General features: G+C 30.8%; 25 protein-coding genes, 1 other RNA gene, 1 pseudogene and 2 riboswitches. Of the genes and pseudogenes, 19 read left to right on the top strand and 8 right to left on the bottom strand.

Features of this window, described 5'->3' with window-relative positions:
* Positions 1-5 precede the first annotated feature (5 nt).
* The 7 genes from RCG18_RS02260 (at position 6) to RCG18_RS02230 (ending at position 6,648) form a co-directional block, all read left to right on the top strand.
* Positions 6-695 carry a class I SAM-dependent methyltransferase gene (locus tag RCG18_RS02260; RefSeq protein WP_308039823.1) on the top strand — a complete coding sequence of 230 codons (690 nt, stop codon included), beginning with the start codon at positions 6-8 and terminating at the stop codon, positions 693-695.
* Positions 686-1,501, top strand: a complete 816-nt coding sequence (locus RCG18_RS02255; protein ID WP_308039822.1) for a Nif3-like dinuclear metal center hexameric protein — start codon at positions 686-688, stop codon at positions 1,499-1,501. Before RCG18_RS02260 ends, RCG18_RS02255 begins: the two co-directional genes overlap by 10 nt.
* Before the next feature lie 90 nt (positions 1,502-1,591).
* A complete protein-coding gene (locus RCG18_RS02250; protein ID WP_308039821.1) occupies positions 1,592-2,308 on the top strand; it encodes a C4-type zinc ribbon domain-containing protein in 717 nt (238 codons plus the stop codon).
* Positions 2,309-2,363: 55 nt separating this feature from the next.
* Positions 2,364-2,710, top strand: an RNA gene (rnpB, locus tag RCG18_RS02245) — RNase P RNA component class A.
* 303 nt (positions 2,711-3,013) lie between these two features.
* On the top strand, positions 3,014-5,359 hold the full coding sequence (locus tag RCG18_RS02240) for a xanthine dehydrogenase family protein molybdopterin-binding subunit (protein ID WP_308039820.1): 2,346 nt from the start codon (positions 3,014-3,016) through the stop codon (positions 5,357-5,359).
* The gene (locus RCG18_RS02235; RefSeq protein ID WP_308039819.1) at positions 5,346-6,176 is read left to right on the top strand and encodes an FAD binding domain-containing protein; all 831 of its coding nucleotides are present in this window, start codon (positions 5,346-5,348) and stop codon (positions 6,174-6,176) included. Before RCG18_RS02240 ends, RCG18_RS02235 begins: the two co-directional genes overlap by 14 nt.
* Positions 6,177-6,180: 4 nt before the next feature.
* Positions 6,181-6,648: a 2Fe-2S iron-sulfur cluster-binding protein gene (locus RCG18_RS02230; protein WP_308039818.1), complete on the top strand. Its 468-nt coding sequence runs from the start codon at positions 6,181-6,183 to the stop codon at positions 6,646-6,648.
* Positions 6,649-6,755: 107 nt separating this feature from the next.
* On the opposite strand, the gene RCG18_RS02225 is transcribed toward RCG18_RS02230, so the two are convergent.
* The gene (locus tag RCG18_RS02225) at positions 6,756-7,586 is read right to left on the bottom strand and encodes an aromatic acid exporter family protein (protein ID WP_308039817.1); all 831 of its coding nucleotides are present in this window, start codon (positions 7,584-7,586) and stop codon (positions 6,756-6,758) included.
* A gap of 273 nt (positions 7,587-7,859) precedes the next feature.
* On the opposite strand from RCG18_RS02225, the gene RCG18_RS02220 reads away from it, so the two are divergent.
* The 3 genes from RCG18_RS02220 to RCG18_RS02210 all read left to right on the top strand — a co-directional run bounded on the left by RCG18_RS02220 (position 7,860) and on the right by RCG18_RS02210 (position 12,062).
* Positions 7,860-8,753, top strand: a complete 894-nt coding sequence (locus RCG18_RS02220) for a TSUP family transporter (RefSeq protein WP_308039816.1) — start codon at positions 7,860-7,862, stop codon at positions 8,751-8,753.
* Between the two features lie 115 nt (positions 8,754-8,868).
* On the top strand, positions 8,869-9,639 hold the full coding sequence (gene lgt / locus RCG18_RS02215) for a prolipoprotein diacylglyceryl transferase (protein WP_308039815.1): 771 nt from the start codon (positions 8,869-8,871) through the stop codon (positions 9,637-9,639).
* A 107-nt stretch (positions 9,640-9,746) separates the two neighbouring features.
* Positions 9,747-12,062 (top strand): Eco57I restriction-modification methylase domain-containing protein, encoded by a 2,316-nt coding sequence (locus RCG18_RS02210; RefSeq protein WP_308039814.1) that lies wholly within the window; start codon positions 9,747-9,749, stop codon positions 12,060-12,062.
* A 27-nt stretch (positions 12,063-12,089) separates the two neighbouring features.
* Here RCG18_RS02210 and RCG18_RS02205 read toward each other — a convergent pair whose 3' ends face one another.
* From RCG18_RS02205 to RCG18_RS02190, 4 genes and pseudogenes are all read right to left on the bottom strand, one after another.
* The gene (locus tag RCG18_RS02205; RefSeq protein WP_308039813.1) at positions 12,090-12,383 is read right to left on the bottom strand and encodes a PDZ domain-containing protein; all 294 of its coding nucleotides are present in this window, start codon (positions 12,381-12,383) and stop codon (positions 12,090-12,092) included.
* Between the two features lie 66 nt (positions 12,384-12,449).
* A pseudogene (locus RCG18_RS02200) lies at positions 12,450-12,527 on the bottom strand (trypsin-like serine protease); the annotation flags it as partial.
* A gap of 43 nt (positions 12,528-12,570) precedes the next feature.
* Positions 12,571-13,236 (bottom strand): trypsin-like peptidase domain-containing protein, encoded by a 666-nt coding sequence (locus RCG18_RS02195; RefSeq protein WP_308039812.1) that lies wholly within the window; start codon positions 13,234-13,236, stop codon positions 12,571-12,573.
* Entirely contained in the window at positions 13,196-13,321 is a 126-nt protein-coding gene (locus tag RCG18_RS02190) for a hypothetical protein (RefSeq protein WP_308039811.1), read from the bottom strand. Before RCG18_RS02190 ends, RCG18_RS02195 begins: the two co-directional genes overlap by 41 nt.
* 276 nt (positions 13,322-13,597) lie before the next feature.
* Here RCG18_RS02190 and RCG18_RS02185 point away from each other — a divergent pair, with 276 nt between their 5' ends.
* Together RCG18_RS02185 and RCG18_RS02180 are read left to right on the top strand one after the other, a co-directional pair.
* Positions 13,598-14,035: a MarR family transcriptional regulator gene (locus RCG18_RS02185; RefSeq protein ID WP_308039810.1), complete on the top strand. Its 438-nt coding sequence runs from the start codon at positions 13,598-13,600 to the stop codon at positions 14,033-14,035.
* Positions 14,036-14,146: 111 nt separating this feature from the next.
* Complete coding sequence (locus RCG18_RS02180; protein WP_308039809.1) at positions 14,147-15,532, top strand: MATE family efflux transporter; 1,386 nt, start codon at positions 14,147-14,149, stop codon at positions 15,530-15,532.
* Between the two features lie 55 nt (positions 15,533-15,587).
* On the opposite strand, the gene RCG18_RS02175 is transcribed toward RCG18_RS02180, so the two are convergent.
* On the bottom strand, positions 15,588-15,725 hold the full coding sequence (locus tag RCG18_RS02175) for a hypothetical protein (RefSeq protein ID WP_308039808.1): 138 nt from the start codon (positions 15,723-15,725) through the stop codon (positions 15,588-15,590).
* A gap of 114 nt (positions 15,726-15,839) precedes the next feature.
* Here RCG18_RS02175 and RCG18_RS02170 point away from each other — a divergent pair, with 114 nt between their 5' ends.
* From RCG18_RS02170 to RCG18_RS02150, 5 genes are all read left to right on the top strand, one after another.
* The gene (locus RCG18_RS02170) at positions 15,840-16,991 is read left to right on the top strand and encodes a metallophosphoesterase (protein ID WP_308039807.1); all 1,152 of its coding nucleotides are present in this window, start codon (positions 15,840-15,842) and stop codon (positions 16,989-16,991) included.
* Positions 16,992-17,031: 40 nt separating this feature from the next.
* Positions 17,032-18,792, top strand: a complete 1,761-nt coding sequence (locus RCG18_RS02165; RefSeq protein ID WP_308039806.1) for a TaqI-like C-terminal specificity domain-containing protein — start codon at positions 17,032-17,034, stop codon at positions 18,790-18,792.
* Positions 18,793-19,784: 992 nt separating this feature from the next.
* Positions 19,785-19,885, top strand: a riboswitch (purine riboswitch).
* 80 nt (positions 19,886-19,965) lie between these two features.
* Positions 19,966-21,402, top strand: coding sequence for an NCS2 family permease (locus tag RCG18_RS02160; protein WP_308039805.1), 1,437 nt, complete (start codon positions 19,966-19,968; stop codon positions 21,400-21,402).
* Between the two features lie 127 nt (positions 21,403-21,529).
* A complete protein-coding gene (locus tag RCG18_RS02155) occupies positions 21,530-22,123 on the top strand; it encodes a YdcF family protein (protein WP_308039804.1) in 594 nt (197 codons plus the stop codon).
* A 145-nt stretch (positions 22,124-22,268) separates the two neighbouring features.
* On the top strand, positions 22,269-22,514 hold the full coding sequence (locus tag RCG18_RS02150; RefSeq protein ID WP_178908109.1) for a hypothetical protein: 246 nt from the start codon (positions 22,269-22,271) through the stop codon (positions 22,512-22,514).
* A gap of 379 nt (positions 22,515-22,893) precedes the next feature.
* Here the strand turns inward: RCG18_RS02150 and RCG18_RS02145 are convergent, their stop codons facing one another.
* Both RCG18_RS02145 and RCG18_RS02140 read right to left on the bottom strand, forming a co-directional pair.
* The gene (locus tag RCG18_RS02145) at positions 22,894-23,472 is read right to left on the bottom strand and encodes a GDSL-type esterase/lipase family protein (protein ID WP_308039803.1); all 579 of its coding nucleotides are present in this window, start codon (positions 23,470-23,472) and stop codon (positions 22,894-22,896) included.
* Between the two features lie 15 nt (positions 23,473-23,487).
* Positions 23,488-23,802, bottom strand: a complete 315-nt coding sequence (locus RCG18_RS02140; protein ID WP_308039802.1) for a hypothetical protein — start codon at positions 23,800-23,802, stop codon at positions 23,488-23,490.
* Between the two features lie 283 nt (positions 23,803-24,085).
* Positions 24,086-24,189: riboswitch (purine riboswitch) on the top strand.
* A gap of 122 nt (positions 24,190-24,311) precedes the next feature.
* Here RCG18_RS02140 and purE point away from each other — a divergent pair.
* Both purE and purC read left to right on the top strand, forming a co-directional pair.
* Positions 24,312-24,791: a 5-(carboxyamino)imidazole ribonucleotide mutase gene (gene purE / locus RCG18_RS02135; RefSeq protein ID WP_308039801.1), complete on the top strand. Its 480-nt coding sequence runs from the start codon at positions 24,312-24,314 to the stop codon at positions 24,789-24,791.
* A 1-nt stretch (position 24,792) separates the two neighbouring features.
* Positions 24,793-25,500 (top strand): phosphoribosylaminoimidazolesuccinocarboxamide synthase, encoded by a 708-nt coding sequence (purC, locus tag RCG18_RS02130; protein ID WP_308039800.1) that lies wholly within the window; start codon positions 24,793-24,795, stop codon positions 25,498-25,500.
* Positions 25,501-25,508: the final 8 nt, after the last annotated feature.

The following is a 25,508-nucleotide window of genomic DNA, read 5'->3' as shown; positions in this document are numbered from 1 at the left end:
ATTCAATGGAAATTAGTTTAAGACTTAAGACTATTGCTGGAATGGTTGATGAATGTGAAGCTGTAGCTGATATAGGAACTGACCATGGATATATACCTATATATTTAGTAAAGAATAAGGTATGCAAAAAAGCTATAGCATCAGATATAAATAAAGGTCCTGTAGAAAAAGCAAGATTTAATATTAAACTTGAAAATATGCAGGATAGAATACAGTGCAGATTAGGGGGAGGACTTACTACAATTCAGCCAGGAGAGGTACAAGGAATAGTTATTGCTGGAATGGGTGGAAACTTAATAAGGGATATTATGGAGGAAGGCTTAGATAAGTTTAAAAAGGCAGAATTTGCAGTGCTTCAGCCTGTTCAAAATCCTGAAGTGCTGAGGGAATATATTTATAAAAAAGGATATAAAATAATTGATGAAGAGTTATGTATAGATGATAATAGACTTTATGAAATCATTAAAGTAACTTATGATAATAAAATTGAAAATACAGATAGCATTTACTATGAAGTAGGGAAGAGATTAATAGAAAAAAAACATCCACTTGCAAAGCAATATATCAAGATAAAAATTGATCGCTATATAAAAATATTAAATAATATAGTAGAAGAGTCGGAGTCATCCAATAAAAGAAAGGTCGAAGTAAAAAATAAAATAACAAAACTTGAGGAGCTGTTAGAATGTCTTTAAAAGTTAAAGATATTGATAAAATAATGGAAGAACATGCCCCATCAAAATTTAAAGAAAGCTATGATAATGTTGGACTTATGATTGGTGAAAGAAGTGCTGAGGTAACATCAATACTTGTAGCTTTAGATTGTACATTGGATGTAATTGAGGAAGCAAAAGAAAAAAAATGCAACCTTATATTGACTCATCATCCACTATTATTTAGAAAGCCTTTGAACATAACTACAGACACATTATTAGGAAAGAAAATAATTGAAATTATAAGAAGTGGCCTTAATGTTTATTCAAGTCATACTAATTTAGACTCTATCAAAGGTGGAATAAATGATATTGTTATGCAGTTGTTGGGTTTTGAAAAATATGAGACTATAAGTCTTTCTGATAAAAGAAAAGTTGATGATTATAGTACAGGAATAGGAAGAATTGCTGTTTTAGATGAGCCTATAACAGTATTAGAACTATGTGATAAAATCAAGAAAGATTTAAATATTTCTATGCTTAGATATAGTGGAAAAGATGAAATGAAAATTAAGAAGGTTGCTGTTATAAATGGCAGTGGTCAAGACTATTTTAACGCTGCTAAAAGATTAGGTGCAGATTGTATAATTACAGGAGATACAACTTATCATTATGTTAGCGATTTAAATGAGGAAGACATTGCTGTTATCGATGCTGGGCATTTTGGAACTGAATGGCCTGCTATGCAGGTTTTTACTAAATGGTTAAAGGATAAGTTGGAATTTATGGGATTTAGTAATTTTGTATATATATCTGAATTTAATAGAAGTCCGTATAAATATAAATAGAAATGGGTTTCATATACCTATTTCTATTTTTTATTATTATAAATTCTATATGCAAGTATTAATGCTAAAGATTATGAGGAGGAGTAAACAATGAATTCATTAGATTTACTTTTAGAAATCCAAGAAAATCAGAAGATTTTAAAAGAAGGCATTAAAGTATTAAAAGATGATTCATATATCAACGTATTGAAAAAGCTTAAAGAAGAATTTGAAAATGAAAAGGTAAATTTTAAAAAAAAGGAAAAAGAACTGAGTGATTTAAACAACAGGATTAACGAACTGAATATAGAACTCACTAGTGTTAAGGAAGAACAAAACAAAGAAGACTATAAATTGTACAATAACGGTGTAAGCAATTATCACGTATTAGAAGCAATACAAAACTCTATGGAATATAGGAAAAGTATAATAAAAGACTTAGAAGATCAGAAAGCAGGGTTGATGAAGAGTCAAGAAAAGATTCTAAAAGATAAGGAGAACTCAAAAATAAAACTTAGAGAACTAAAAAATAGCTTCTATAGCTGTAAGGAAGATACAGATAAGAAGATCAATAAAGCTAAGGAAGATATAAAAAAGGTGGAAATCAATATTCATAATCTAGAAAAATTAATTCCGCCTAAGCTATTACTCGATTTTAATAATATAAAAAAGACAAAAGGGACAGGGGCTGCTGAAGTACAAAATAATGTATGTTCTGGCTGTAGGATGTATTTATCTTCTATTGTTCTAGATGATATAAAACAAAGTAAAAAGATAGTTTATTGTGATCATTGTGGAAGAATACTATACTACAACGATAAGTTATAATTTACAGTAAAATACTATTTGCATTTTGTGATAGTATATGATATTATAATATCTGCGAGTAAGCCAGACAATCGCTGCTGTGATAACACAGGAGAGGAAAGTCCGAGCTCCATAGGACAGGGTGCTGGGTAATACCCAGTCAGGGTGACCTGAAGGAAAGTGCAACAGAGATATACCGCCGGAACTTTGTTTCGGTAAGGGTGGAAAGGCGAGGTAAGAGCTCACCAGCGCATTGGCGACTTTGCGGCTATGTAAACCCCATCTGGAGCAAGATCGAATAGAGAAGCATTAAAGGGGTGGTCCGCTCCGCTTCCGGGTAGTATCGCTTGAGCCTATTGGTAACAATGGGCCTAGATAGATGATTGTCTAATACAGAACTCGGCTTATAGGTTTGGTCGCAGGTTATATATGCCCACTTGAGAGTGGGTTTTTTACTTTTTTGTCATCTATATGTCTAAAATCATAAAATCTTAATATTCTCTTCAAAATTCATATTATTTAGAGCTTTTCTAAATTTTCATATGTAATACAGAACAATCAAGAGAAGAAGTATATCAAAATATATTTGTTTCATTACATAGATAGTTATATATAAATTTTAGTAATCATTGAATAAAGTGCAAAAAATTAGGAAAAAATAAGCTTATCTCTTAGATACGTAGATTAACTTGCTAAGATATATCTTTCTAGAAGGAGGTAAGATACTTGAGTAATATAAATGGAATTGGTGTAAGCATACCAAGAAAAGAGGCCTTTGATAAAGTTACTGGAGCAGCAAAATATACTGATGATATAATTCTTCCTGGTATTTTACACGCCAAAATGCTCACAAGCCCCTTTGCACATGCAAAGATTAAATCCATTGACATATCTGAAGCTGAGAAATCACCAGGTGTTCAGGCAGTAATAACAGGGGATTATTTTCCTGTGCTATCTGGATCAGTAATAGAGGATAGACCTCCGATAGCAAGAGATAAAGTACGTTATAATGGTGAACCTGTCGCAGTAGTTGTTGCTAATAGTGAGCAGGAAGCAATGAAGGCTTTAAAGCTAATAAATGTAGAATATGAGCCTTTACCTGTTGTTAACTCAATAAGTGACGCCTTAAAGCCAGGTGCCACTCTTATACATGAAAATCTGGGTCAGTACAAACATGCAGTGGAGGATGTGTATCCTGAGCTAAATACTAACATTTCAGACAGAATTCAAATAAGAAAAGGCGATGTGGTAAAGGGCTGGTCAGAAAGCGAAGTCATAGTAGGGGGAAGCTTTTCACTTCCACAGTCAGATCATATTGCAATGGAAACTCGAAATGTGAGAGCACAAATTATGCCTGATGGAAGGATAATAATTTATACTTCTTCACAAGCTCCCTATTCTGTTAAGAAGCGTCTAAGTAAGATTTATAATATACCAGAAGGAAATATAATTGTTAAAGTACCATTTGTAGGTGGGGGATTTGGCGGCAAGGCAGCTGTTAATTTGGAGATTATTGCATACCTTGCCTCGAAGGCTGCTAATGGTAGACCGGTTAGGATAGCCAACTCAAGAGAAGAGGATATTAAAACTTCGCCATCTAGAATTGGAGTTGAGGCAAATTTAAAAATAGGAGCAACAAAGGATGGAATTATTAAAGTTCTAGAAGCTAAATATATGGTTGACAATGGGGCCTATGCAGATACTGGTCCACGTATGGCTAAGGCCATAGCGATAGATTGTTCAGGGCCATATAATATTGAAAATATATGGTGTGATTCAATAAGTGTTTATACTAATCATACTTATGTTACTTCCTATCGTGGATTTGGTCATACAGAATATACTTTCTGCATAGAGAGAATGATGGATAAGTTAGCAGCAAAGCTTGGAATTGATGTCTTAGAATTAAGGGTTAAAAATGCTATAAAGCCTGGGCAGTACACACCTACGCAAGTCAAAACAACTTTAAGTAATATAGGCAAACTGGAAGAATGTTTGACAAAATTAAAAGAATTAGCTAAATGGGATGAAGGTCAGGTAATAAAAACAGAAGATGGTGTGATAAAGGTAAAAGGAATAGGATGTTTTTGGAAAACATCTGATTCACCTACTGATGCTGTTTCTGGAACCTTTCTCACTTTTAATACAGATGGAAGCATAAATCTTAATAACGGCGCAGTTGAAATTGGACCCGCCACAAAGACTACTTTAGCTCAAATACTTGCTGAAAAACTGAAGATGGATGTAAGTAGAGTTCATGTGTTTATGGGAGTGGATACTCAAGTCTCACCAGAACATTGGAAAACTGTTGCAAGTATGACAACATTCATGGCAGGCAGGTCAGTTCTTAGAGCTGCTGATGATCTTATAAGGCAGCTGAAAAGCCTAGCTGCTACTGTTATGAATTCTCCACCAGAAGATTTAGAGGTTGCAGAAGAAAAAGTGTATTTAAAGCAAGACCCAGAAATATATGTTTCATTCAAGGATTTAGCTCGAGGATATAAACATTCAAATGGTCTTGCAGTTGACGGTCAAATAATTGGCCGCGGAACCTTTATAATGAGCCATATTACTGACATGGACGAAAAAACAGGAAAAGGTAAACCTGGACCGGCATGGACGGTAGGAGCTCAAGCAGTCGAAATTGAATACGATCCTGCTAAGTTCACGTATAGACTTTTAAAAGCAATTACTGTTCTAGATGCAGGAAAAGTAATCAATCCCAAAACCTCTAGGGGATTGATAATGGGAGGAGTAAATATGGGGTTTGGGATAGCTACCAGAGAGGCTTTTGAATATGATGAGGATGCTAGACTGAAAACCACTACACTGCGAACTTATAAGCCTATGAGGTTTGGTGAAAATCCAGAATATATAGTTGATTTTATTGAAACGCCTCAAATTGATGCACCCTTTGGAGCACGCGGATTTGCTGAACATGGCATTATAGCAATTCCAGCTGCATTTGCAAATGCTATATCACATGCAGCTGATTATGAATTTGATAAACTGCCTATCACGTCTGAAGTAATTTGGAAGGCTAAGACTGGAGGAAAATATGATACCCTTTGATTTTGAATATTATAAACCTGAAACCGTTGAGGAAGCTGTTCAAGTATATAATGAATTAACTGGCAAAGGAAAGAAGCCTTTATATTATGGCGGCGGAACCGAGATTATAAGTATGTCAAGGGCTCATAATGTATATACTGAAGCCGTAATTGATATAAAAGGAATATCTGAATGTAATCTTCAGGAATTAAGAGATAATAAACTTATTATTGGTTCTGCTGTTACACTTACACAAATTGCTGAAACAAATTCATTTCCTTTACTTGGTTTAACAGTACAAAGAATTGCAGACCATACTATACAAGATAAAATAACACTTGGAGGAAACATAGCAGGAACAATTATATATCGGGAAGCTGTGCTGCCTCTTTTATTATCAAATAGCGAAGTGGTTATAGCAAATTCAAGTGGGAGAAAGCAAATTTTACTTCAGGATATATTTAATAAAAAAATACAACTTAATGATGGAGAGTTTATAGTAAATGTAATAGTAGATAGCCATTTTCTCTCTCTACCATATTTGCATGTAAAAAGAACTAAGAGCGATAAGATAGACTACCCGTTAATTACTCTTGCAGCACTTAAGAACAATAATAGAATAAACATAGCCTTTAGCGGAGTCTGTAGTTATCCATTTAGATCTTCTTTAATTGAAGATTATTTAAATGATATTAGTGTGCAAAATAACATAAGGATTAATAATGCAATAGATAATACACCAGATTTAATATTAAATGATTTAGCTGGCTCTGCTGACTTTAGAAAATTTATGTTACAAAAAATGCTTATAGAAGTTTTAGAGAAACTGGAGGGATGATTAAGTGCTGAAGATCTCTGGTAAAACAATAATAACCTTGAATATTAATGGAGAAGATAAAGAAGTTGCTGCAAAGCCCTCAGATATTCTATTAAATACTCTTCGTAATGAATTAGGACTTACAGGGGCTAAACCAAGTTGTGAAAATGGAGATTGTGGTGCATGCACCATTCTTATAGACGGATGGCCTATAAAATCTTGTTTAATGCTGACTGTTGAGGCAATAGGGAAGAAAATAGTTACTGTTGAAGGCTTAGAAAGTGCACCAATACAAAAGGCTTTTGTAGATAATTGGGGGTTTCAATGTGGGTATTGTACTTCAGGATTTTTAATGGTCTGCCATGCTTTAGCTAATATACATCCTGATGCAAATGACCATGTAATAGAACAATGGTTACAATCTAATATTTGTCGATGTACCGGTTATGAGGAGATAAAGAATGCTATCAAATCAGTTATGTCATCTAAATAAATCTAACAGTTTAGAAAGATTAATATATAGAGAGTTAGAAAGTTTCTTTATGAAGAAAATAAAAAGGAAGTTCACTTATTAGTAAACCTCCTTTTAGTATTTGAAGTTTATGTAATATCGTCCACGATTTTATTTAGGTTTTTCATTTCATTAAAAAATATGTCTTTATGAACACCAATAACTAAATCCTTATTATTTGCATCAAGTTTTGTACTATGACTAGCATCTTTATTGGTATTGATGTAATTAATTATCTTTATTTGTTCCAATATGATAGTAAGGGTATAGATCATATTCTCTAGTTTATTTTTTACAAGAAGGAACTTTGGGTTAAGTTTAAATTCTTCAGTACATATTTTCAACTTTTCTTTCATATCATTTAGTTCTTGCTCAATTTTGTCCAACTCATTTTTGTTTCCGAAAAAACCTTTGGTGTTAGCTATATTTAGTAGTTTTTCTTGTATATTTTCTGCTTGTTTTTTTAGCAACTGTTTCATATCTGGATTGAAAATATAGTGATTTACGAGTGTGGTGATAGCTATACCTATAAAAGTATCAAGAAGTCTGTGAACACTGTATATGAGGGCTGAGGAGCCTTTTATTCCCACTATAATAGATGCAAATACTAAGCATGCAATAGATGTAGTGCTGTCCCATTTTAGATAGTTACACACATAAATAATTAATATAACTCCTGCGCCAGCTAAAAGTACATTCTGTGATTGAATAGTTACAAGTATAACGCCAATAACAGCGCCAATGAAACTCCCAATAATTCTGTTTAGTCCAAATTTAATTGTCTCTCCAAAGAAAGTTGATATTGGCATGACAGCAGGTAGTAAAACGAAAAAAGGATATTTTAAATTTAATAAGTTTGATATTAGCATGCATAAAGAAGCCGCAAATCCAACTCTAATTGCTTTTCTTTTTAAATCCATTGCTTCACCTTCTTAAAAAGGAATTCTCCCAATATTTTAATAGCTAATATATAATTACAAAGCACCATTATATAATAGCTTTTCGTAATATAGATAAAAATTATACGTTTGCAAACCAAATAATGTTTTTGACTTTTCATAGGAACTTCAGTAGGAACCATGATATAGGATGTATTGAAAAAATGTCAGAAATATTATAAAATAATATAAAAAGTAGAAAAATGCAAAATATTAAAGTTATATGTCAAAAAAAGTCCAAATGGGAGGAAACATATGCTAAAGTTTATTTTAGGTTTTATGATTGCAAGTAGTATTTGGCTCATGGTTATTATAACTAAAGACTATTTAAAAAAGAAAAAAGAGGGAACTTTAGAAAAAGGAAGCTTCATAAAGTTAGGGCTTATCGGCATGTTAGCAAACTTCTTTGATACTTTAGGCATAGGGAGCTTTGCCATTGAAACCTCATTTTTCAAAAATTTAAAGCTTGTTGATGATGTAAAATTGCCAGGAACGTTAAATGTAGCTAACACAATTCCAACAATTCTTGAAGCTATCATTTTTATGACAGTTATCGAAGTTGAACCTATTACACTTATTTGCATGCTAGTAGCTGCAATAGCTGGTGCAGTTGTTGGGGCGGAGATTGTGTCCAAGTTTGAAGAAAGAACCATCCAAATTTGCATGGGAGTAGCGCTGATTGCGGTGGCTGGACTCATGGTTGCAGGTCAATTAAAACTTTTCCCAGTCGGAGGAGATGCAGTAGGCCTTACGGGGATAAAATTAATAATAGGAATTATAGGTAATTTTATTTTTGGAGCATTAATGACTGTAGGGATAGGGTTATACGCCCCTTGTATGGCTCTTGTATTTGCATTAGGAATGGGACCTAAGGTTGCATTTCCAATAATGATGGGCTCTTGTGCAATTCTAATGCCTTTTGCTTCATATAAGTTTATCAAAAATGGTGCTTATTCTACTAAAGCGTCTATGGCTACGGCTATATTAGGGTCAATAGGTGTTCTAATAGCTGCATATATAGTAAAATCTCTGCCATTAAATATATTAAAATGGGTAGTTGTTTGTGTAATAATATATACATCATCTGTAATGTTTAAATCAGCGAAAGCAAATAGAGATTTTAAATCAAGCACGGAAGAAATAGTTTAACATAATATGGAGTTCAAAGACTTTCAGTTTAATTCTATAAGCTGGAAGTCTTTTAATCTTTGTAGTATTATATATAGTGATATAATTTTTGTAATAATAGAAAGGATGTAATTTTATGAATCCGATAGCATTTTCAATAAATGGATTTGAAATTAGATGGTATGGAATAATTATAGCACTTGGAATTACAGCAGCATTGCTGCTTGCAAGCTTTAACTGCAAGATGAGAGAGTATGATTATGATAAACTCATAGATACATTTTTAATAGCATTTCCTTTTGCTATTATAGGTGCTAGAGCATATTATGTAATATTTCAGTTCAATGATTACAGGGATAATTTAATAAATATTTTTAATATAAGACAGGGAGGACTTGCAATTCACGGAGGAGTAATATTTGCACTGGCTTCAGCCTATATATATACTAAACATAAAAATTTGGATTTTCTTGAAATGGCAGATATAGCAGCTCCTTCAATGATACTAGGTCAGGCAATAGGAAGATGGGGAAATTTTTTTAATGGAGAAGCACATGGTGGTCCTGTGACCTATGAGTTCATACAAAAGTTTCCTGAATTTATACAAAAAGGTATGTACATAGATGGTATATATTATCATCCTACTTTTTTATATGAATCTATTTGGAATTTTTGCGTTTGTATAATACTAATTTATCTATTAAGGAGAAAACTAAGAAGAGGTACTGTAATTTTCTCATATATAGGATTATATTCCCTAGGGAGATTTTTTATAGAAGGAATGAGAACTGACAGCCTAATGTTTGGTCCTATAAGAGTCGCTCAATTAATAAGTTTATCAGGAATTATAATTTGCATAGGATTTTATATATTTACTTATAGAAGAAGTGAAAATAAAAAATCATAATAAACAGAATTCTTGACCTCAGGTGGAGTTCAACTGGCAGACTTGCCCAGTGCTCTATCTGAAGCTTAGAATTTAATGTATCATATTATTTTGGAGGAAGTAGGCTTATGATTAAGGGTTTTAATGAGGACAAAAAATCTATCGGAGCCATATATGAAAAATTAACAGATAAAAATACTCGAAAATCTAAAGGTATTTACTACACTCCAGACTACATAGTAGATTATATATTAAAGTATACAGTTTTAGAAGCAGATATAGTAAGCAACCCCTTCATAAAGATTCTTGATCCAACTTGTGGGGGTGGGTATTTTTTAGTTAAATCTTATGACATACTGAGAGAGAAGTTTATTTCTAGCTTAAGTGCTTTACAAAAGAAATATGGAAATCACGTCTATTACATGGAAAATAAGAAATCTACATGTGCCGATATGCAGGAAATTAGGGGAAGGGAATATTGGATAGAAGAAAATATAGATTATCATATTATAAAGAACTGTCTATATGGAATGGATTTAGATATAGTAGCAGTACAACTTGCTAAAAGAAACCTCCTAAACAGGTGTCAAAGTAAAGTAGAAATTGATATGAATATAGTTCAAGGGGATAGTTTAATAAGATGGGAAAAAATAAATTTAAATAATGAAGCTAGTATAGTAAAATCAATCATATATGAAGATTACAAAGATGAGAATAGAAGGGAACAATATTTAACTACAAATAAAATTGACAGAACAATTGATAATTTGAGAAAATTCTGGAGTAATAAATTTGATTATATAATAGGCAATCCACCATATATAGTATTGTTGCAATCTAAAATAGAAAAAGATTATTGGAATTATATTATAAACAATTACAAAACCATTGGTTATAAGAAAAATACATTTTATCTGCTTATGGAAAGAGTCATTGATGTATTAAAATATGGAGGAAGACATAGTTTTATAGTACCTGACAGATATTTTCTTGCAAATAGCTATGAGGAATCAAGGAAGAGTTTATTCAAAAATTCTAAAATAATAAATATAACTGGTTTTTCAAATAAAGTATTTGAAGATGCTATTGTTGATAGTGTTGTATATATTATAGAGAAAGGAAGCTGTGAAAAGGATTATAGTATACCGATAAAATTAGATTATATTGATGATAAAAACTTTTACAGCAGCAGCATTAATCCAAAAGATATAAATAAAAATAATAAATTTGCAGTAAATATACTTACAAAAAATGAATGCCAAGGTTTAATTAAAAAAGTAAAAGATAACTCAAAAATCTTGAGGGATTTTAGTAGTGTACATGTTGGGATGATGATTAAAGATAAAAGTCATCATTTTGAGGATCAACCGTATGATAACAAAAGAGATAGAGTAGTAGTGGGAAGAGACTTAGATAAATATATAATAGACAATGAGGACAGGTACTTTAATGCAAATCGTGTGGAGATATTTGGTGGAACTAAAAATGTAGAAAAGCATAAATACTATCCTAAAATTTTGCTAAGAAAAACTGGAGATAATATAGTTGCAGCTATTGATGAGTATGGACTCTTTGCAGAGCAATCAGTGTATTTGATTATACCTTATGAAAACTGTAATATTTTTAATTTACTCGGACAAATTCAATCTGAAGTATGTAATTTTTATTTTAAAGAAGCTTTAATAACTAATCCAAAGGCTTATCCATATATACAGCATTATGATGCAGAAAGACTACCTATAAATTTAGAATTAATGTATGATAAGCAATATGGAGAACTTATTAAAAAGATAATAGGTGCAAAAAATGAAATTAAAAACTTGAAATTTAATCTTATAACCGAAAATAAAGATTATCATAAGATTATGTATCATTATGATCAATTCAAAGAACATCAACTTAACTTTAAGAAAAAGCTTAAAGAATGTATTATAGAAAGTAATAGTATATTATATGAAGCCTACAGGTTTACTCAAAAAGATATAGTTTTAATATGTGATAAATTAAGTAAAAATCATAAAGACGCTGATGATGTTTTGCAGTATAATAAAGTTTTTCAATTGAATAAGGATAGTTATACATACTATAATGAGTTATTAGATGAGCTTTTTAATGTTTTAAAATCTCAAACAATAAAACTTTTAAAAGAAAATAAAAGATATCTATCTGTTGAGGAAATAGAAGAGGGCATAAAAGATAGGATAGAAAATTTTTATGATATAATTACGATAATTAAAAAATATAGATATCAGAACAGTAATTCATGTATAGTAAAAGAAATGTTAAATACTTATTCTGATACATGGAATAAGTATATGAGAAGTAGGAAAACTGCTATAAATAAGAAAGATTTAGTAAAATACTCTAGGCATGAATACGGCTTAGCTTCATGGGAAGAAGATATTCATGAAACATGGTTTGAAAATAATGGGAAAACACCTTAGCAAAGTGCGCTGCTAAGGTGTCATGATTTACTCTGTTAACTTTAAACTTAAAGTTGAATTCTTTCCGTTTCTGTATATATCTAGTTTAACTTCATCACCAGATTTATGTTGAGATTTAATTTTATTAATGTCATCTACAGATTTAACAGATTTTCCATCAAATTTTAGAATAATATCTTCAGCTTGTAGCCCGGATTTTTCAGCGGCGCTAAATTCTTGGACTCCAATTACATAAACTCCTTGAGGTATTTGATATTGCTTAGCCATATCCGAAGTTATTTCCCTAGCTGAAATACCAAGCTTTAATATTGGCTTTAGCAAGCTATCTATCTTTGGTTTAACTATATCTATAGGTATAGCAAATCCAATGCCTTCAACACCATTTCCACCAATTTTAGCACTATTAATTCCTATAACCTGACCTAAGGAATTAACAAGAGCACCACCGCTATTCCCAGGGTTTATTGCAGCGTCTGTTTGAAGAAGAGTTTGTTTTGAATCCCCTACACTAATTTCCTCTATTTAATGAACTTATTACCCCTGTTGTTACAGAACCTAATAATTCCTTTCCTAATGGGTTTCCTATAGCAACTACTGGATCTCCAACTTGCATATCTTTAGAACTACCTAGTTCTGCTACAGCAGGCATTTTAACCTTTTTTGTGACCTGTATTACAGCTAAATCGAGGTTTGAATCATAGTTTATTATTTTTGCAGGCACTTCTTCGTTATTATTAAAAATTACACTTACTACATCGGCACCATTTATAACATGGTAGTTAGTTAGAATATATCCATCTTCATTGATTATAATACCAGAACCCATGCCTTCCTCTTCCGTAGGAGTAGAAAACATATTTCTTTGAGAAGAACTTTTAACTGATACACCAACTACTGCAGGTCCAACTTTTTTAGCAATCTCTGGGACTGAAAGAGAACCTTTAAATGAAGACATAGGGGAAGCGCTAAAACTTTGAGTATTAGTGCTTTGTGTTATGCTTTGATATAAGGGAGTATTTTTAAAAAAATCTGATTTAGGCAAAAGGTATAATGCAGAAGCAGTAGAAGCAGTTCCACCAATTACACTGCAAATTAAGCCCACTATTATATAGGAAAATACTTTTCCCTTACGCTTATAATTTGGGCTTGAAGTTTTTAGATGCTTTATAGTCATAAAAGTTATTACCTCCAGACCCAGTAGTACTTTCAACAATATCTGTATTTTCTATTTTTGTAAGTTCATTATTAAAGTTATCCATAAAATATTCCTCCTTTTAGGCATTAATAATGTAATTTTAGATCATGATGATAAGGTGAAACTTATTTCGGGTGGATTTTTTAGATCATATCTGAAATAAGTTGAATAAATCCATATCGGATAAATTAATATTAATTTTAGTTTGTTACAGTTGAGTGACAAAAATGTTAAATGAATATAACAATTTTGTCACTTAATTGTTAATTATAAGTTACTGTTGACAAATAAAGTTTATACGTGTATAATGATCTGAGTAATTAATTAGGAGGCTAAATAAATGAAGGAAAATTCAACCTGCGAGGTAGATAAGTTAATAGGTTATTGGTTGAAAAGAATATATAGAAATATGATAAATTTACACAATCATAAACTTGAGAAATATGGCTTTACTGTATCACAGGTAAGTGTACTGGCTCAACTCTGGAGAGAAGATGGCTTAACTCAGAAGGAAATTGCGGAAAGGCTTCAAATAAAACCACCATCTCTTACAGGATTAGTAGATACTTTAGTCTCTAGGGGATGGGTACTCAGGAAAGAAGATGAAAAAGACGCAAGAATTAAAAGGCTTTATGTTACAGCGGAAGGAAGAGAGCTTAGCTTTAAAAGCCTAGAAGTTGCAAAGGAAATGGAAGATATATTATGCAAAGGATTCACAGTTGAAGAGAAGCAGTTGTTATTCTGTTGGATAAAAAAGATATATGCCAATTTAGATTAAATGAAGGTTGAGTGAATATTAAATTGGAGTTTTAAGGAACGTTTAGGAACCTAATTGTTGAAAAACACTATTATAAATAGATGGCTTTATAGAAATAGAAGGAGGTAGTATATGGATCGTTCAAAAAAACTGGCAAATGAAGGTGTAGGAAAATTACTTTTTGAATTTTCTATTCCAGCAATAGTTGGAATGTTAGTAAATTCTTTATATATTATAATTGATAGAATATTCATAGGAAGAGTAGTAGGCGCTATGGCAATTTCCGGTGTAAGCATTACATTTCCTATTGGAATTATAATTATGGGCTTTGGAATGCTTGTAGGAATTGGAGCAGCTTCTCATATATCAATAAAATTAGGGCAACACAGAAAAGATGAGGCGGAAAAGATATTAGGGAATGCTTTTACATTGCTTATAATAGTTTCGGTGTTAGTAACATTCTTTGGCATGGTATTTATGGATCCTATGCTAAGATCTTTTGGAGCAAGTAGTAACACCATTGTTTATGCAAAAGAATTTATAACTATAATATTAGCTGGTGCAGTTCTTCAGAATTTAGGCTTTGGATTGAATAATATAATTCGTGCAGAGGGAAATCCTAGGAAAGCAATGACAACTATGCTAATTGGTTGTATTTTAAATATAATTTTAGACTTTATATTCATATATATATTTAACTTCGGAATAAAAGGAGCTGCTACTGCAACTGTTATATCACAAGCTGTTAATACTATTTGGGTAATTTCATACTTTAGAGGGAAAAGCAGCTTGCTAAAACTTAAAGCAAAGAACTTTAGACTAGAAAAAGAAGTGGTTCTAAGTATATTTGCTATAGGTATGTCTCCATTTGCGATGCAGATTGCCGCTAGTTTAGTTAATGTTATTTTGAATAAAAGATTGGGAATATATGGCGGAGATTTAGCAATAGGTGCCTTTGGAATAATAAATAGTATTGCTACAATAATTTTGATGCCTATCTTTGGTATTAATCAAGGATCTCAGCCTATAATAGGTTTCAATTACGGGGCAAAAAAATATGAACGTGTGAAAAGGGCACTAAAATTAGCTGCTATTTCTGCTACGGTAATTTCAACAGTTGGTATCCTACTAGTTCATATTTTTCCAGAATTTTTAGTTCAAATGTTTAATAAGTCAGATGTCTCGCTAACACAAATAACAGTACATGGAATGAAAATATTTATGATAATGTTTCCTGTAGTAGGTTTCCAAATTGTTAGTTCAAACTTTTTTCAAGCTATAGGAAAAGCAAAAGTATCGATGTTCTTAGCTCTTTCAAGGCAGGTAATAATTTTAATTCCTATGCTGCTAATTCTTCCAGGAATATTTAAATTAAATGGTGTATGGATGGCAGGTCCGATATCAGATTTTATATCATCAATTTTAACTTTAATATTTCTGATGTTAGAGGTAAGGAAATTAAAGTTAGAAGATATACCTGAATTAGGTTCACAATCACCTAAAGAATGCATAGAATAATTGAGATGAAGAAATTTTAATATGAAAAACCCCAGAATTTGCTGGGGTTTTTCTTTTAAGAATTACTGATTCTATCAATATCCAAGGCACTTTTTGGCTGTCTTTTTTCCATTTCTTCTTCATATTTTATATCTGGTTTTGCAAGTCTTTTGTTTTGCGGTTTTGTAGCTTTTTTGCTTTCGGTATGAGTCATAGTTAGTCCTCCTTTCTATATTTTATAGAGTAACCTTTAAAAAAGTTTTTATGCTTTTCCATAATTTATGTTAAAATATAATAATTACAAAATTATTAATTGAGGGTGGTCGAAATGGTATATTTGATAGGAATTTTATTTCTGTCCATTTTTGCGGCAGCAAATATATTTGTAGGTTTAAGAGGATGGGAAATCGTCAAACAATTAGTGCCTTTTGTTAATATATATTTATATTGGGTCTTCTTCGCTTTAATAGTTCTATCATTCTTCATAGGAAGAATGGGGAGAAGGTTTCTACCTACATCTATTGATAGAATATTTAACTTAATCGGTTCTTATTGGCTGGCAATATTGCTTTATTTTTTAATTATGACAGTCTTTATTATAGTAATAAGGTTAATACTTAAAGTAACAGGTGCAGGCACTTATTATAGAGGAACTTACGATATAGAATTAATTTTAGATGTAGCAGCAATTTTTATAATTTCTATAATTTTAATATATGGAACTTATAATGCAAATCATTCAAAGGTAGTTGAATATGATATAACGATAAATAAAAAGGCAGGAAACTTGAAGCAGCTTAATATTGTAACGATATCAGATATTCATCTAGGGAGTATAATAGGCAAAAATAGGTTGAATAAAATGGTAGAGGAAGTTAATGAGCTAAATCCTGATATAGTTTTATTTTGTGGAGACATTATAGATGATGATACAAACACTTTTATTGAGGAACATATGGAGGAATCCTTTAAAAAAATAAAATCTAGATATGGTGTTTATGCAGTGCTTGGCAATCACGAATATATAGGCGGAGATATTGAAAAAATAGAAAAAGCATACAAAGATGCTGGTATAAAGCTTTTAAAAGATAATGTAGAAAAGATACAGGACAGTTTTTATATTGTTGGCAGAGATGATGTTTCAACTCAGAGGTTTAGCGGTAAAATTAGAAGTGACATTTCTAAGTTAATTAAAGAGTGTGATAAGTCGTTACCAATAGTAGTTCTAGATCATCAGCCAGTAAAACTCGAAGATGCAGAAAAAGCAGGCGTAGATCTTCAATTTTCAGGTCATACTCATAAAGGACAGTTTTTTCCTACTGATTTAATTACAAAGAGAATTTTTAAAATAGATTGGGGACATATGAAAGAGAATAATTTTAATATTATTGTAACTTCTGGATTCGGAACCTGGGGTCCGCCTATAAGGGTAGGAAGCAGCTCGGAAATTGTTAAAACTGAGGTTACTTTTAAACAGTAGATACATGTAAAATAAGGTTTAATTACAGGAAGGTATGCGTATGGATGGCAAACATGATAATACAGTTGTAATGGGAGAAGAATACGAAAAGCATTTAGATTTAAAGATTCGTAAAGATTATGGAAGATTCTACACTCCAGAATTTATTGTTACTTATATTATAGAAAATACTATGAATAACATTGATATAATTGAAAATCCTTTTATAAAAATATTAGATCCTTCTTGTGGCAGTGGCTATTTTTTAATTAAGGTATATGATATATTAATGGATAAATTTTCAAAAAATCTCCCTATGTTAAATAAAAAGTATTATTACGATGAATTTGTAATGTATACAGATAATGGTGCACTAAAAATTAAAGGCAAAGATTATTGGTATAGTAAAAATATTCATTACCATATAATTAAAAATTGTATATTTGGATCAGATATAGATATTAATGCAGTTGAACTGGCTAAAATAAACTTATCTTCAAAGTCTAAGGGAAGTACTTGTGTTGAACCTAATGTAATTTGTTGTGACAGCTTGATAAAATGGGAAGAAGATTACAATTTAGAAAGCATAACAGAAATAAATAATGAAGTATTTTTGTGTGAATACACAGATATAGAGGGAAACTTAAAAAAGAAAGAGTTAAACTGCAATGAAGTAAAAGAGTTGACTAATAGATGTGAGTTTTGGAGCAATAAGTATGATTATATTATTGGAAATCCCCCTTGGGTTTCATTAAGTAGAAAACATAAGGGAGACATAGAAGATAAGTTAATAAGTTATTATATAGACAAATATAAGGGTAACTTCTATTTGCCTAATTTATATGAGTATTTTATTAAGAGATCATTTCAAATGATTAAGGATGAAGGAGCAATCGGATTTATCATACCAGATAGATTTGCGAAGAACTTACAATATAAATTATTAAGAAAAAATATATTAAATAATTATAATATTTTAAATCTAACTTTTGAAATAAAGTTTCCCAATATAAATACTGATACAATGGTTTTTGTGGCTAAAAAAAATTATTCTGAAGATAATAAGATAAGAATAAATGTATTTAATAAGAGAAGCTATTATGTTAATCAAAAGGAATACCTAAAAAGTGTAAACTATGAGCTTTCATATGAAGATGGCAATAATTACAGAGCTATAAAGAATAAGATTGAAAAAGAAAGCGAATCTTTGGGAGAGATAGGTTCAACATTTACTGGCTTCATTGGAGATTCAAAGAAGATAACTAAAGAAAGGGTAAGTGATTCACAGGTAGAAATATTAAAAGGAGAAAATATAGCTAGATACAATATATTAAAAGCATATTATTACGAGTTTGTGCCAGAGAATATAAAAGGTGGAACAAAGGATTTATCGAAGTTATCTTCCGCAGCAAAGATAATTATTAGAAAGACTGGAAATAAAATAATAGCTGCTTTAGATACAAAAGGATATATAGTAGAGCAGTCGCTCTATGGATTGATGAAGCTAGATAATAAATATTTATATAAATACATTTTGGCTGTATTAAACTCAAAGTTAGCGGGATGGTATTATTTAAATTTTTTAGTAACGAATTTAAACTCTACTCCTCAAATTAAAAAGTATAATTTAGATAAAATGCCAATTAAAAAATGTAGTATAGATAAACAAAAAGACATAGAAAAAATAGTTAATAACTTAATAGATGCAATCAAACATAATGACACAGAGCATATTAATAAAATTGAAGAAAAACTAAATACGGAAATATTTAATTTGTATAATATTAATTCATATGAGAGGAAAATTATCAATAAAATTTAGATATTAAAAAACCATATTGAAGATGAACTTTAAATTTATGTATGGTTGTGGTGAATAATATAAAACAAAAGGAGCTAGAATATTAAGAATAATATTCTATAGCTCCTTTTAATGTTAGGCATCTGAAAGAAAATAGACTAGTATACTGACTAGTTATTTCTTTGAAGATGCCTCAAGTTAATAAAAAAAATTCCACATGATATACATGTGGAGGGGAAGTGAAAGGGGTATCATTAGAGGAAACAAATTTATATTTTATATATAGCTTCCTCATATATCAAAATTGAGAAATTTTAACGTTTTAAAATTCAATTTTCAAAATATTTTAACCAAACTGATAAGTTGCCATTTTAGAACAAAATTTAACTAAAAATTTACATTCAAGTTATTTATTATTAAAATAATAGCAAAAAAATTACTGCAAGTCAATAAAAAAATAGTATTATTACTAAAGAATAAAAAAATAACTGCATAAGTATACAAAAACAATGAAAGATATCAGCATAAATCGACAAAAATACAGTCCGTAAATAGCATTTGAAATAAAAAAATGAATTATTTAAAAAGAAAAAAATGTTGTTTTCTGAAAATTTCTAATAAAATTTTTGAAAAATGCAAAAAATATGCTATTATATTTATTATTTTAAAATAAAATATTAAATTTATATTATAGCTAATAATTATCCGATAAATTTTAGGTGTGGGTTAAGACCTTACTTAGAGTAAGTTTCACTTTATCCGATGATTACCAAATTAAAAACTCTAAATTATCTTAGTATAAGGAAAATTTTATTTCTATGCCAGCGTTACATCAAATGTATTTCGATAAATTGAAGGATTTATTTTAAAAATAATTATTGAATGTTCGAATTGTAACGAATATTAAATGCCAAAATATTTGTATGGTAAATACAGTTAAGAACATTATAATTAAAAAATCCATAAAATATATTGACTTTATATTTATGTGATGTTAATATATGAAGTGTAAAAATGAAATAAATTAATTCGTCCGTATAATCTTGATAATATGGTTCAAGAGTCTCTACCAGAGTACCGTAAATCTCTGACTATGGGTGGATCCGTTTAAACTATTATACTAATTATTAGAGTTTCTAATTCGGATTTACTCAAGATTCGAATTGGGAGCTTTTTTTATTGGAGGGAAAAACAATGTATATGGAAAAGCCTAATCATGAAGACGAAAAAAAATCATTTTTAGACTCATTTTTTAAACTATCAGAAAACAAGACTAATGTAAGAACAGAAATAGTTGCCGGAATAACCACATTTATTACAATGGCTTATATTATTTTTGTTAATCCAAGTATATTGATGCAAGCAGGAATGAACTCTCAAGGACTTATGGGAGATGCTGCTGTTAAAGCTGGGATTTCAGCGATAAATGACCCTGTTGTTGCTTCGGTTTTTGGTGCAACATGTATAGCGGCTGCAATAGGTACTTTAGTAATGGCACTTTATGCTAATCTGCCATTTGCACAAGCACCAGGAATGGGACTTAACGCATTCTTCACTTATAGCGTATGTTTAACTTTAGGCTATACATGGCAGCAAGCATTGGCGGCAGTATTTGTATCAGGAATACTTTTTATAATAATAACAGTAACGTCAATCAGAGAAAAAATAGTAGATGCGCTTCCGCATAATCTAAAACTTGCTATCTCAGGTGGTATAGGACTCTTTATAGCTCTTATAGGACTTAAAAGTGGAAGTATAATAGTTGCTAATCCAGCAACTTTAGTTGGATTTGGAAAGTTCACAGATCCCCATGCAATTCTAACACTTATAGGGATTGTTATAACAGGAATATTAATGTCAAGAGGAGTTAAAGGATCTATACTTATAGGAATAATATTAACTACTATTGTGGGAATACCTTTTGGAATAACTCATCTTGCTGGTATAAAAATAATAAGTGCACCGCCATCATTAGCACCTACTTTCTTTGCCTTTGATTTTAAAGGTCTTTTAGGACTTGGTAAAGCAGGTATGGTAGGAGCTTTCACTAGCTTAGTTATGGTTGTGTTAACCTTTAGCTTAGTAGATTTATTTGACACTATAGGAACATTAGTTGGAACAGCACAAAAAGCAAAAATGCTAGACAAAGATGGAAGAGTTAAAAACATGAATAAGGCTCTTTTATCAGATGCTTTAGCTACTACATTTGGTTCTATAATGGGAACAAGTACAGTAGTTACTTACGTAGAATCTACATCAGGTATATCTGAAGGAGGAAGAACAGGACTTACATCCCTCACAACAGGAATTCTATTCATACTAGCATTATTCTTTGGAGGGTTAGTAGGAGTAGTTCCAGCAGAAGCTACGGCACCGGCGCTTGTAATTGTTGGAGTACTAATGATGGGGGCTGTTACGAAGATAAACTTCGAAGATTTTACAGAAGCACTTCCAGCATTCTTTACAATAGCTATTATGCCATTTAGCTACAGTATAGCAAATGGTATCGCAGCAGGAATAATTTTCTATCCAATAGTAAAATTAGTAACAGGAAAACAAAAAGAAGTTAATCCAATAGTTTATATATTAGCACTTTTATTTATAATTAGATTTGTACTATTACCGGAATAGTTGTATAAGAACTGTCTGTGGAGATATACCGCAGGCAGTTTTTTTATTTCAACATTGACAACTTTTGTATATAAGTCATAGAATGATTTATATAGACTGCTTAATTAGGGGTAAGGGTGATCACAATATGAATAAGATATTTAGATTTTTACAAATTATATTAATATGTGGGGGTGTGTTTGGTTTAATTTCACTATCTACAGTAATTTATTTTGGACAAATTTCTAAGCCTCAAAAATCAGATTGTATAATAGTTCTAGGTTGTAAGGTATATGGAACGATACCAAGCCCTTTTTTAGCATGGAGGCTAGATCGTGCTGTTAAGTTATACAGTGAAGGATATGGGAATTACGTTATTGTCTCAGGAGGCCGTGGAAGCGGGGAAGATATATCTGAAGCTGAGGCTATGAAAAGATACTTAATATCCAAAGGAGTAAATAAGGTTAATATCATAGAAGAAGATAAGTCTATGACAACTATGGAGAATCTACAAAATTCAAAGGAAATAATGAAAAAGAGAGATCTAAAAACAGCTGTTGTGGTATCAAATAAATATCATTTAAAAAGAGCTTCCTTAATAGCAAAATACTATGATATTAAGGCTTCTTATTCAGGGGTTTTTGTTACGGAATACAAATCTCATGAAATAGCAGGTTATTTAAGAGAAGTTCCAGCCATGATAAAGTTTTACCTTCAGTTAATATGTTTTAAATTATTTTAATTTTTTAAAAGGAAATTTGAGTAAAATATAGAATATATTAAGTACCGATAAGAGCAAAAGGCAGATGTTATAAAATTTTGATTTTCAGCTCTGCTGATGAGCTTCAATGGTTATTAATTTAAATGACATGCTAGGAGGTAAATGTATGGAAAGACTCTATTATTGTTCAGAATGTAAAAGGGTTATAACAAATGAAGGTAAGTGCGCATACTGTGATTCTAGTGACGTAAAAGAGCTTATGTTAAAGACTCCTGTAAATGTTATAGGAACAAAAACTAAAGGAAAAGTACTTAAAATTAAGGAAGGTAAAGTAGATCTTATTATTAGAGATGAAGCTAACAATAAATTACTTAAAGAATATAACGCAGAGCAACTAAGAAAGGTATTATAGGTTTTGTAACTGCAATTCAGAACATAAAAATTATGCGACACAAGACCCTGTATAGGGAACTAGGCTGAAAGTCAGCTTATACGCCGGAATATGTTTCCAAGCTTCAGCACGTTAAAAACTTTTAGTCAGTCTAAAGTTTGTGTTTCAAGACAACCTAAGAACTTTCGAGAACTCGCTATGCTCAAACAACTCTAAAGTTCTAAGGTTCTCTTAAAACCCTTCACTAAGACTGGCACAAAGTTTTTAAATCTACTTCGGCTTTGGAAACATATCCCTCTGTATAAGATGACTTTCTAGTTACTTTTTCTATAAAAACTGTATCGCATAATTTTTATATTACTAATTTCAAGCTTTTGAGTCAATTTTTAAATTGTGAAATCTATATGTTTTTTAAAAGTTCAATGGTATAGTTTGCCATAACTGTGTGTCCATATGGAGTTGGGTGTAATCCATCAACATATAGTTCTCTCGGGTCTTTGTTTTTAAGCAACTCTAAAAAGCACCCATGAAAGTCTATGTAGTGTACATTATTGTTTTCTGCAAATTTAATAATCCAATTTCTGTAGTTACTTAATACAGAATTTATTTGATCATAGTCTACGGCATCGGTCCATTTTCTTTGTGCTAATACTTTGTCTATAGGAGGTTCAATGCCTAATATTGGAACAATATTATTCTCGATGGCTTCATTAACTAGTTGCTCTATATTTTCTTGAACCAAGTGCAGAGAACGGTTAGCAATAAAGTCATTGGATCCTCCCATTATAATGACATGGGTAGGGGTGCTTTGTATAACATCTTGATAGGATCTTGAAAGCATACCTGCAGTAGTATCTCCATTCACTCCTCTGTTTATAACATCTATATTTAGTTTATTTCTAATGAGTTCTACCCAACAATCCTTTCTAAAAATTGCATATCCGTAAGTTAGGCTGTCACCTATACATACAAGTTTCATAGACTATTCCCCCTATTATTTATTTGCATACTTATTAAGTTCTATAAATAATTCTTGCTGCTTAGCTATTTGTTGTTGTAATGCCCAAGCGTTTGCAGCATAATTGAAGTTATTGCTAAGTATGCTTTCGAAATTAGCTTTCCACTCAGCATTTAGCAAAGATAAGAATTCCTTTTGCTTATCCTCTGACATAGAATAAAATTTATTTTTTATTTCTAAATTAAATTCTTTAAGATTTGCCTTCAATTCATCTGATCTTGACTTAAAATTATTTTTTGACATAAAAATAGTTATACCAAATAATAATATGATTACTAAGATTTCAAACATTTTATGATTACCTTCCCATTAATTAATTATTAATTATTATAACATATTCTAAAATCTAGCTAAAACAACTATGCCTTAAATATATTAATGAATTAAATGAATTAAAAGAAAGAATTACATACTATAAGAATATATTGGTGTAAAATAGTTAATATATAAAGTTCGTAATGATACGAATGATAATGCACTTTGATTGCAATAGATCTTTATAAAAGGCGAATATTTAATTAAAAATAAATACAAACATATTGATTTTTTAAAAATGCTATGTTAACATGAATATACAAGATAATAAAAAGTCATCCGTATAATCCTGATAATATGGTTCAGGAGTCTCTACGAGGAAACCTTAAATTTCCTGTCTCTATGGGTGAATCTAGTATTGCAGTGATATTTATTAATCCTAGTGATTTGGATTAATATTTAGCAAGCGTAAAGTTTCGCTACTGGATTCCCCGAGGAATTCTAGCGGAACTTTTATTTTATTTAAATTACAAGGAGGATTTTCCATGAAAGTTGCTATTATTTTTGGTAGTAAATCTGATACTGAAAAAATGAAGGGTGCAGCTAATGCATTAAAGGAGTTTAATATAGAATATAAGGCCTACATACTATCAGCGCACAGAGTACCTGAAAAGCTTATGGAAACAATAGAAAAAGTTGAAGAGGGCGGATGCGAATGTATAATAGCTGGGGCAGGACTTGCAGCTCACCTTCCGGGAGTTATAGCTTCTCACACAGTTCTTCCTGTTATAGGAGTTCCAATTAATGCTGCAGTTAATGGCATGGATTCTCTCTTATCAATAGTTCAAATGCCGAAATCTATTCCGGTAGCTACTGTAGGCATAAACAATAGTTATAATGCTGGCATGCTTGCGGTTCAAATTTTGTCGTTAAAATATCCAGAAATTAAAAATAAATTAAAAGAATATAGAAAGAACATGAAAGAAAAGTTTATTAAAGAAAATGAAGAAGGGGTTGAATTTTAAAATGGAAAAAAGAGAAATGTTATACGAAGGAAAAGCAAAGAAAATTTATTCTACAGATGATGCAAATAAAGTAATAGTTTATTATAAGGATGATGCTACTGCTTTTAACGGAGAAAAGAAAGGGCAAATAGAAGATAAAGGAACATTAAATAATGCAATAACTTCAATGTTATTTGAGTTATTAGAGAAGAATGGTGTAAAAAGCCACTTTGAAAGAAAATTAAATGAAAGAGAGCAACTTTGTAAAAAGGTAGAAATCATTCCACTTGAGGTTATAGTTAGAAATGTAGCAGCCGGAAGTATGGCTAAAAGATATGGCATAGCAGAAGGTACAGAACTTAAAACTACAGTTTTTGAATTAAGCTATAAAAACGATGATTTAGGAGATCCTTTAATAAATGACTATCATGCTGTTGGAATAGGACTCGCAACTTTTGAGGAATTAGATCTTATATATAAAATAGCAGCAAAGGTTAATGATACATTAAAGGAGTTTTTCTTAAAGCAAGGAATAAAATTAATAGACTTTAAAATTGAAGTTGGAAGATATAATGGAGAAATTCTTTTAGCAGATGAGATTTCACCAGATACATGTAGATTTTGGGATGTAAATACTAACGAAAAGCTTGATAAAGACAGATTTAGAAGAGATTTAGGAAATGTAAAGGAAGCATATATAGAAATACTTAATAGAATAAGCGGAAAATAATAAGTGGC

It is taken from the genome of Clostridium sp. OS1-26 (genome assembly GCF_030915445.1).
Lineage (GTDB): Bacteria > Bacillota > Clostridia > Clostridiales > Clostridiaceae > Clostridium_AM.
This window is presented reverse-complemented; position numbering and strand designations above follow the sequence as displayed.

Coding starts and splice junctions, on each gene's coding strand:
- RCG18_RS02260 (WP_308039823.1), top strand. CDS start 6: ATGGAAATTAGTTTAAGACTTAAGACTATTGCTGGAATGGTTGATGAA.
- RCG18_RS02255 (WP_308039822.1), top strand. CDS start 686: ATGTCTTTAAAAGTTAAAGATATTGATAAAATAATGGAAGAACATGCC.
- RCG18_RS02250 (WP_308039821.1), top strand. CDS start 1,592: ATGAATTCATTAGATTTACTTTTAGAAATCCAAGAAAATCAGAAGATT.
- RCG18_RS02235 (WP_308039819.1), top strand. CDS start 5,346: ATGATACCCTTTGATTTTGAATATTATAAACCTGAAACCGTTGAGGAA.
- RCG18_RS02225 (WP_308039817.1), bottom strand. CDS start 7,586: ATGGATTTAAAAAGAAAAGCAATTAGAGTTGGATTTGCGGCTTCTTTA.
- RCG18_RS02220 (WP_308039816.1), top strand. CDS start 7,860: ATGCTAAAGTTTATTTTAGGTTTTATGATTGCAAGTAGTATTTGGCTC.
- lgt (WP_308039815.1), top strand. CDS start 8,869: ATGAATCCGATAGCATTTTCAATAAATGGATTTGAAATTAGATGGTAT.
- RCG18_RS02210 (WP_308039814.1), top strand. CDS start 9,747: ATGATTAAGGGTTTTAATGAGGACAAAAAATCTATCGGAGCCATATAT.
- RCG18_RS02195 (WP_308039812.1), bottom strand. CDS start 13,236: ATGACTATAAAGCATCTAAAAACTTCAAGCCCAAATTATAAGCGTAAG.
- RCG18_RS02190 (WP_308039811.1), bottom strand. CDS start 13,321: ATGGATAACTTTAATAATGAACTTACAAAAATAGAAAATACAGATATT.
- RCG18_RS02185 (WP_308039810.1), top strand. CDS start 13,598: ATGAAGGAAAATTCAACCTGCGAGGTAGATAAGTTAATAGGTTATTGG.
- RCG18_RS02180 (WP_308039809.1), top strand. CDS start 14,147: ATGGATCGTTCAAAAAAACTGGCAAATGAAGGTGTAGGAAAATTACTT.
- RCG18_RS02175 (WP_308039808.1), bottom strand. CDS start 15,725: ATGACTCATACCGAAAGCAAAAAAGCTACAAAACCGCAAAACAAAAGA.
- RCG18_RS02170 (WP_308039807.1), top strand. CDS start 15,840: ATGGTATATTTGATAGGAATTTTATTTCTGTCCATTTTTGCGGCAGCA.
- RCG18_RS02165 (WP_308039806.1), top strand. CDS start 17,032: ATGGATGGCAAACATGATAATACAGTTGTAATGGGAGAAGAATACGAA.
- RCG18_RS02160 (WP_308039805.1), top strand. CDS start 19,966: ATGTATATGGAAAAGCCTAATCATGAAGACGAAAAAAAATCATTTTTA.
- RCG18_RS02155 (WP_308039804.1), top strand. CDS start 21,530: ATGAATAAGATATTTAGATTTTTACAAATTATATTAATATGTGGGGGT.
- RCG18_RS02150 (WP_178908109.1), top strand. CDS start 22,269: ATGGAAAGACTCTATTATTGTTCAGAATGTAAAAGGGTTATAACAAAT.
- RCG18_RS02145 (WP_308039803.1), bottom strand. CDS start 23,472: ATGAAACTTGTATGTATAGGTGACAGCCTAACTTACGGATATGCAATT.
- RCG18_RS02140 (WP_308039802.1), bottom strand. CDS start 23,802: ATGTTTGAAATCTTAGTAATCATATTATTATTTGGTATAACTATTTTT.
- purE (WP_308039801.1), top strand. CDS start 24,312: ATGAAAGTTGCTATTATTTTTGGTAGTAAATCTGATACTGAAAAAATG.
- purC (WP_308039800.1), top strand. CDS start 24,793: ATGGAAAAAAGAGAAATGTTATACGAAGGAAAAGCAAAGAAAATTTAT.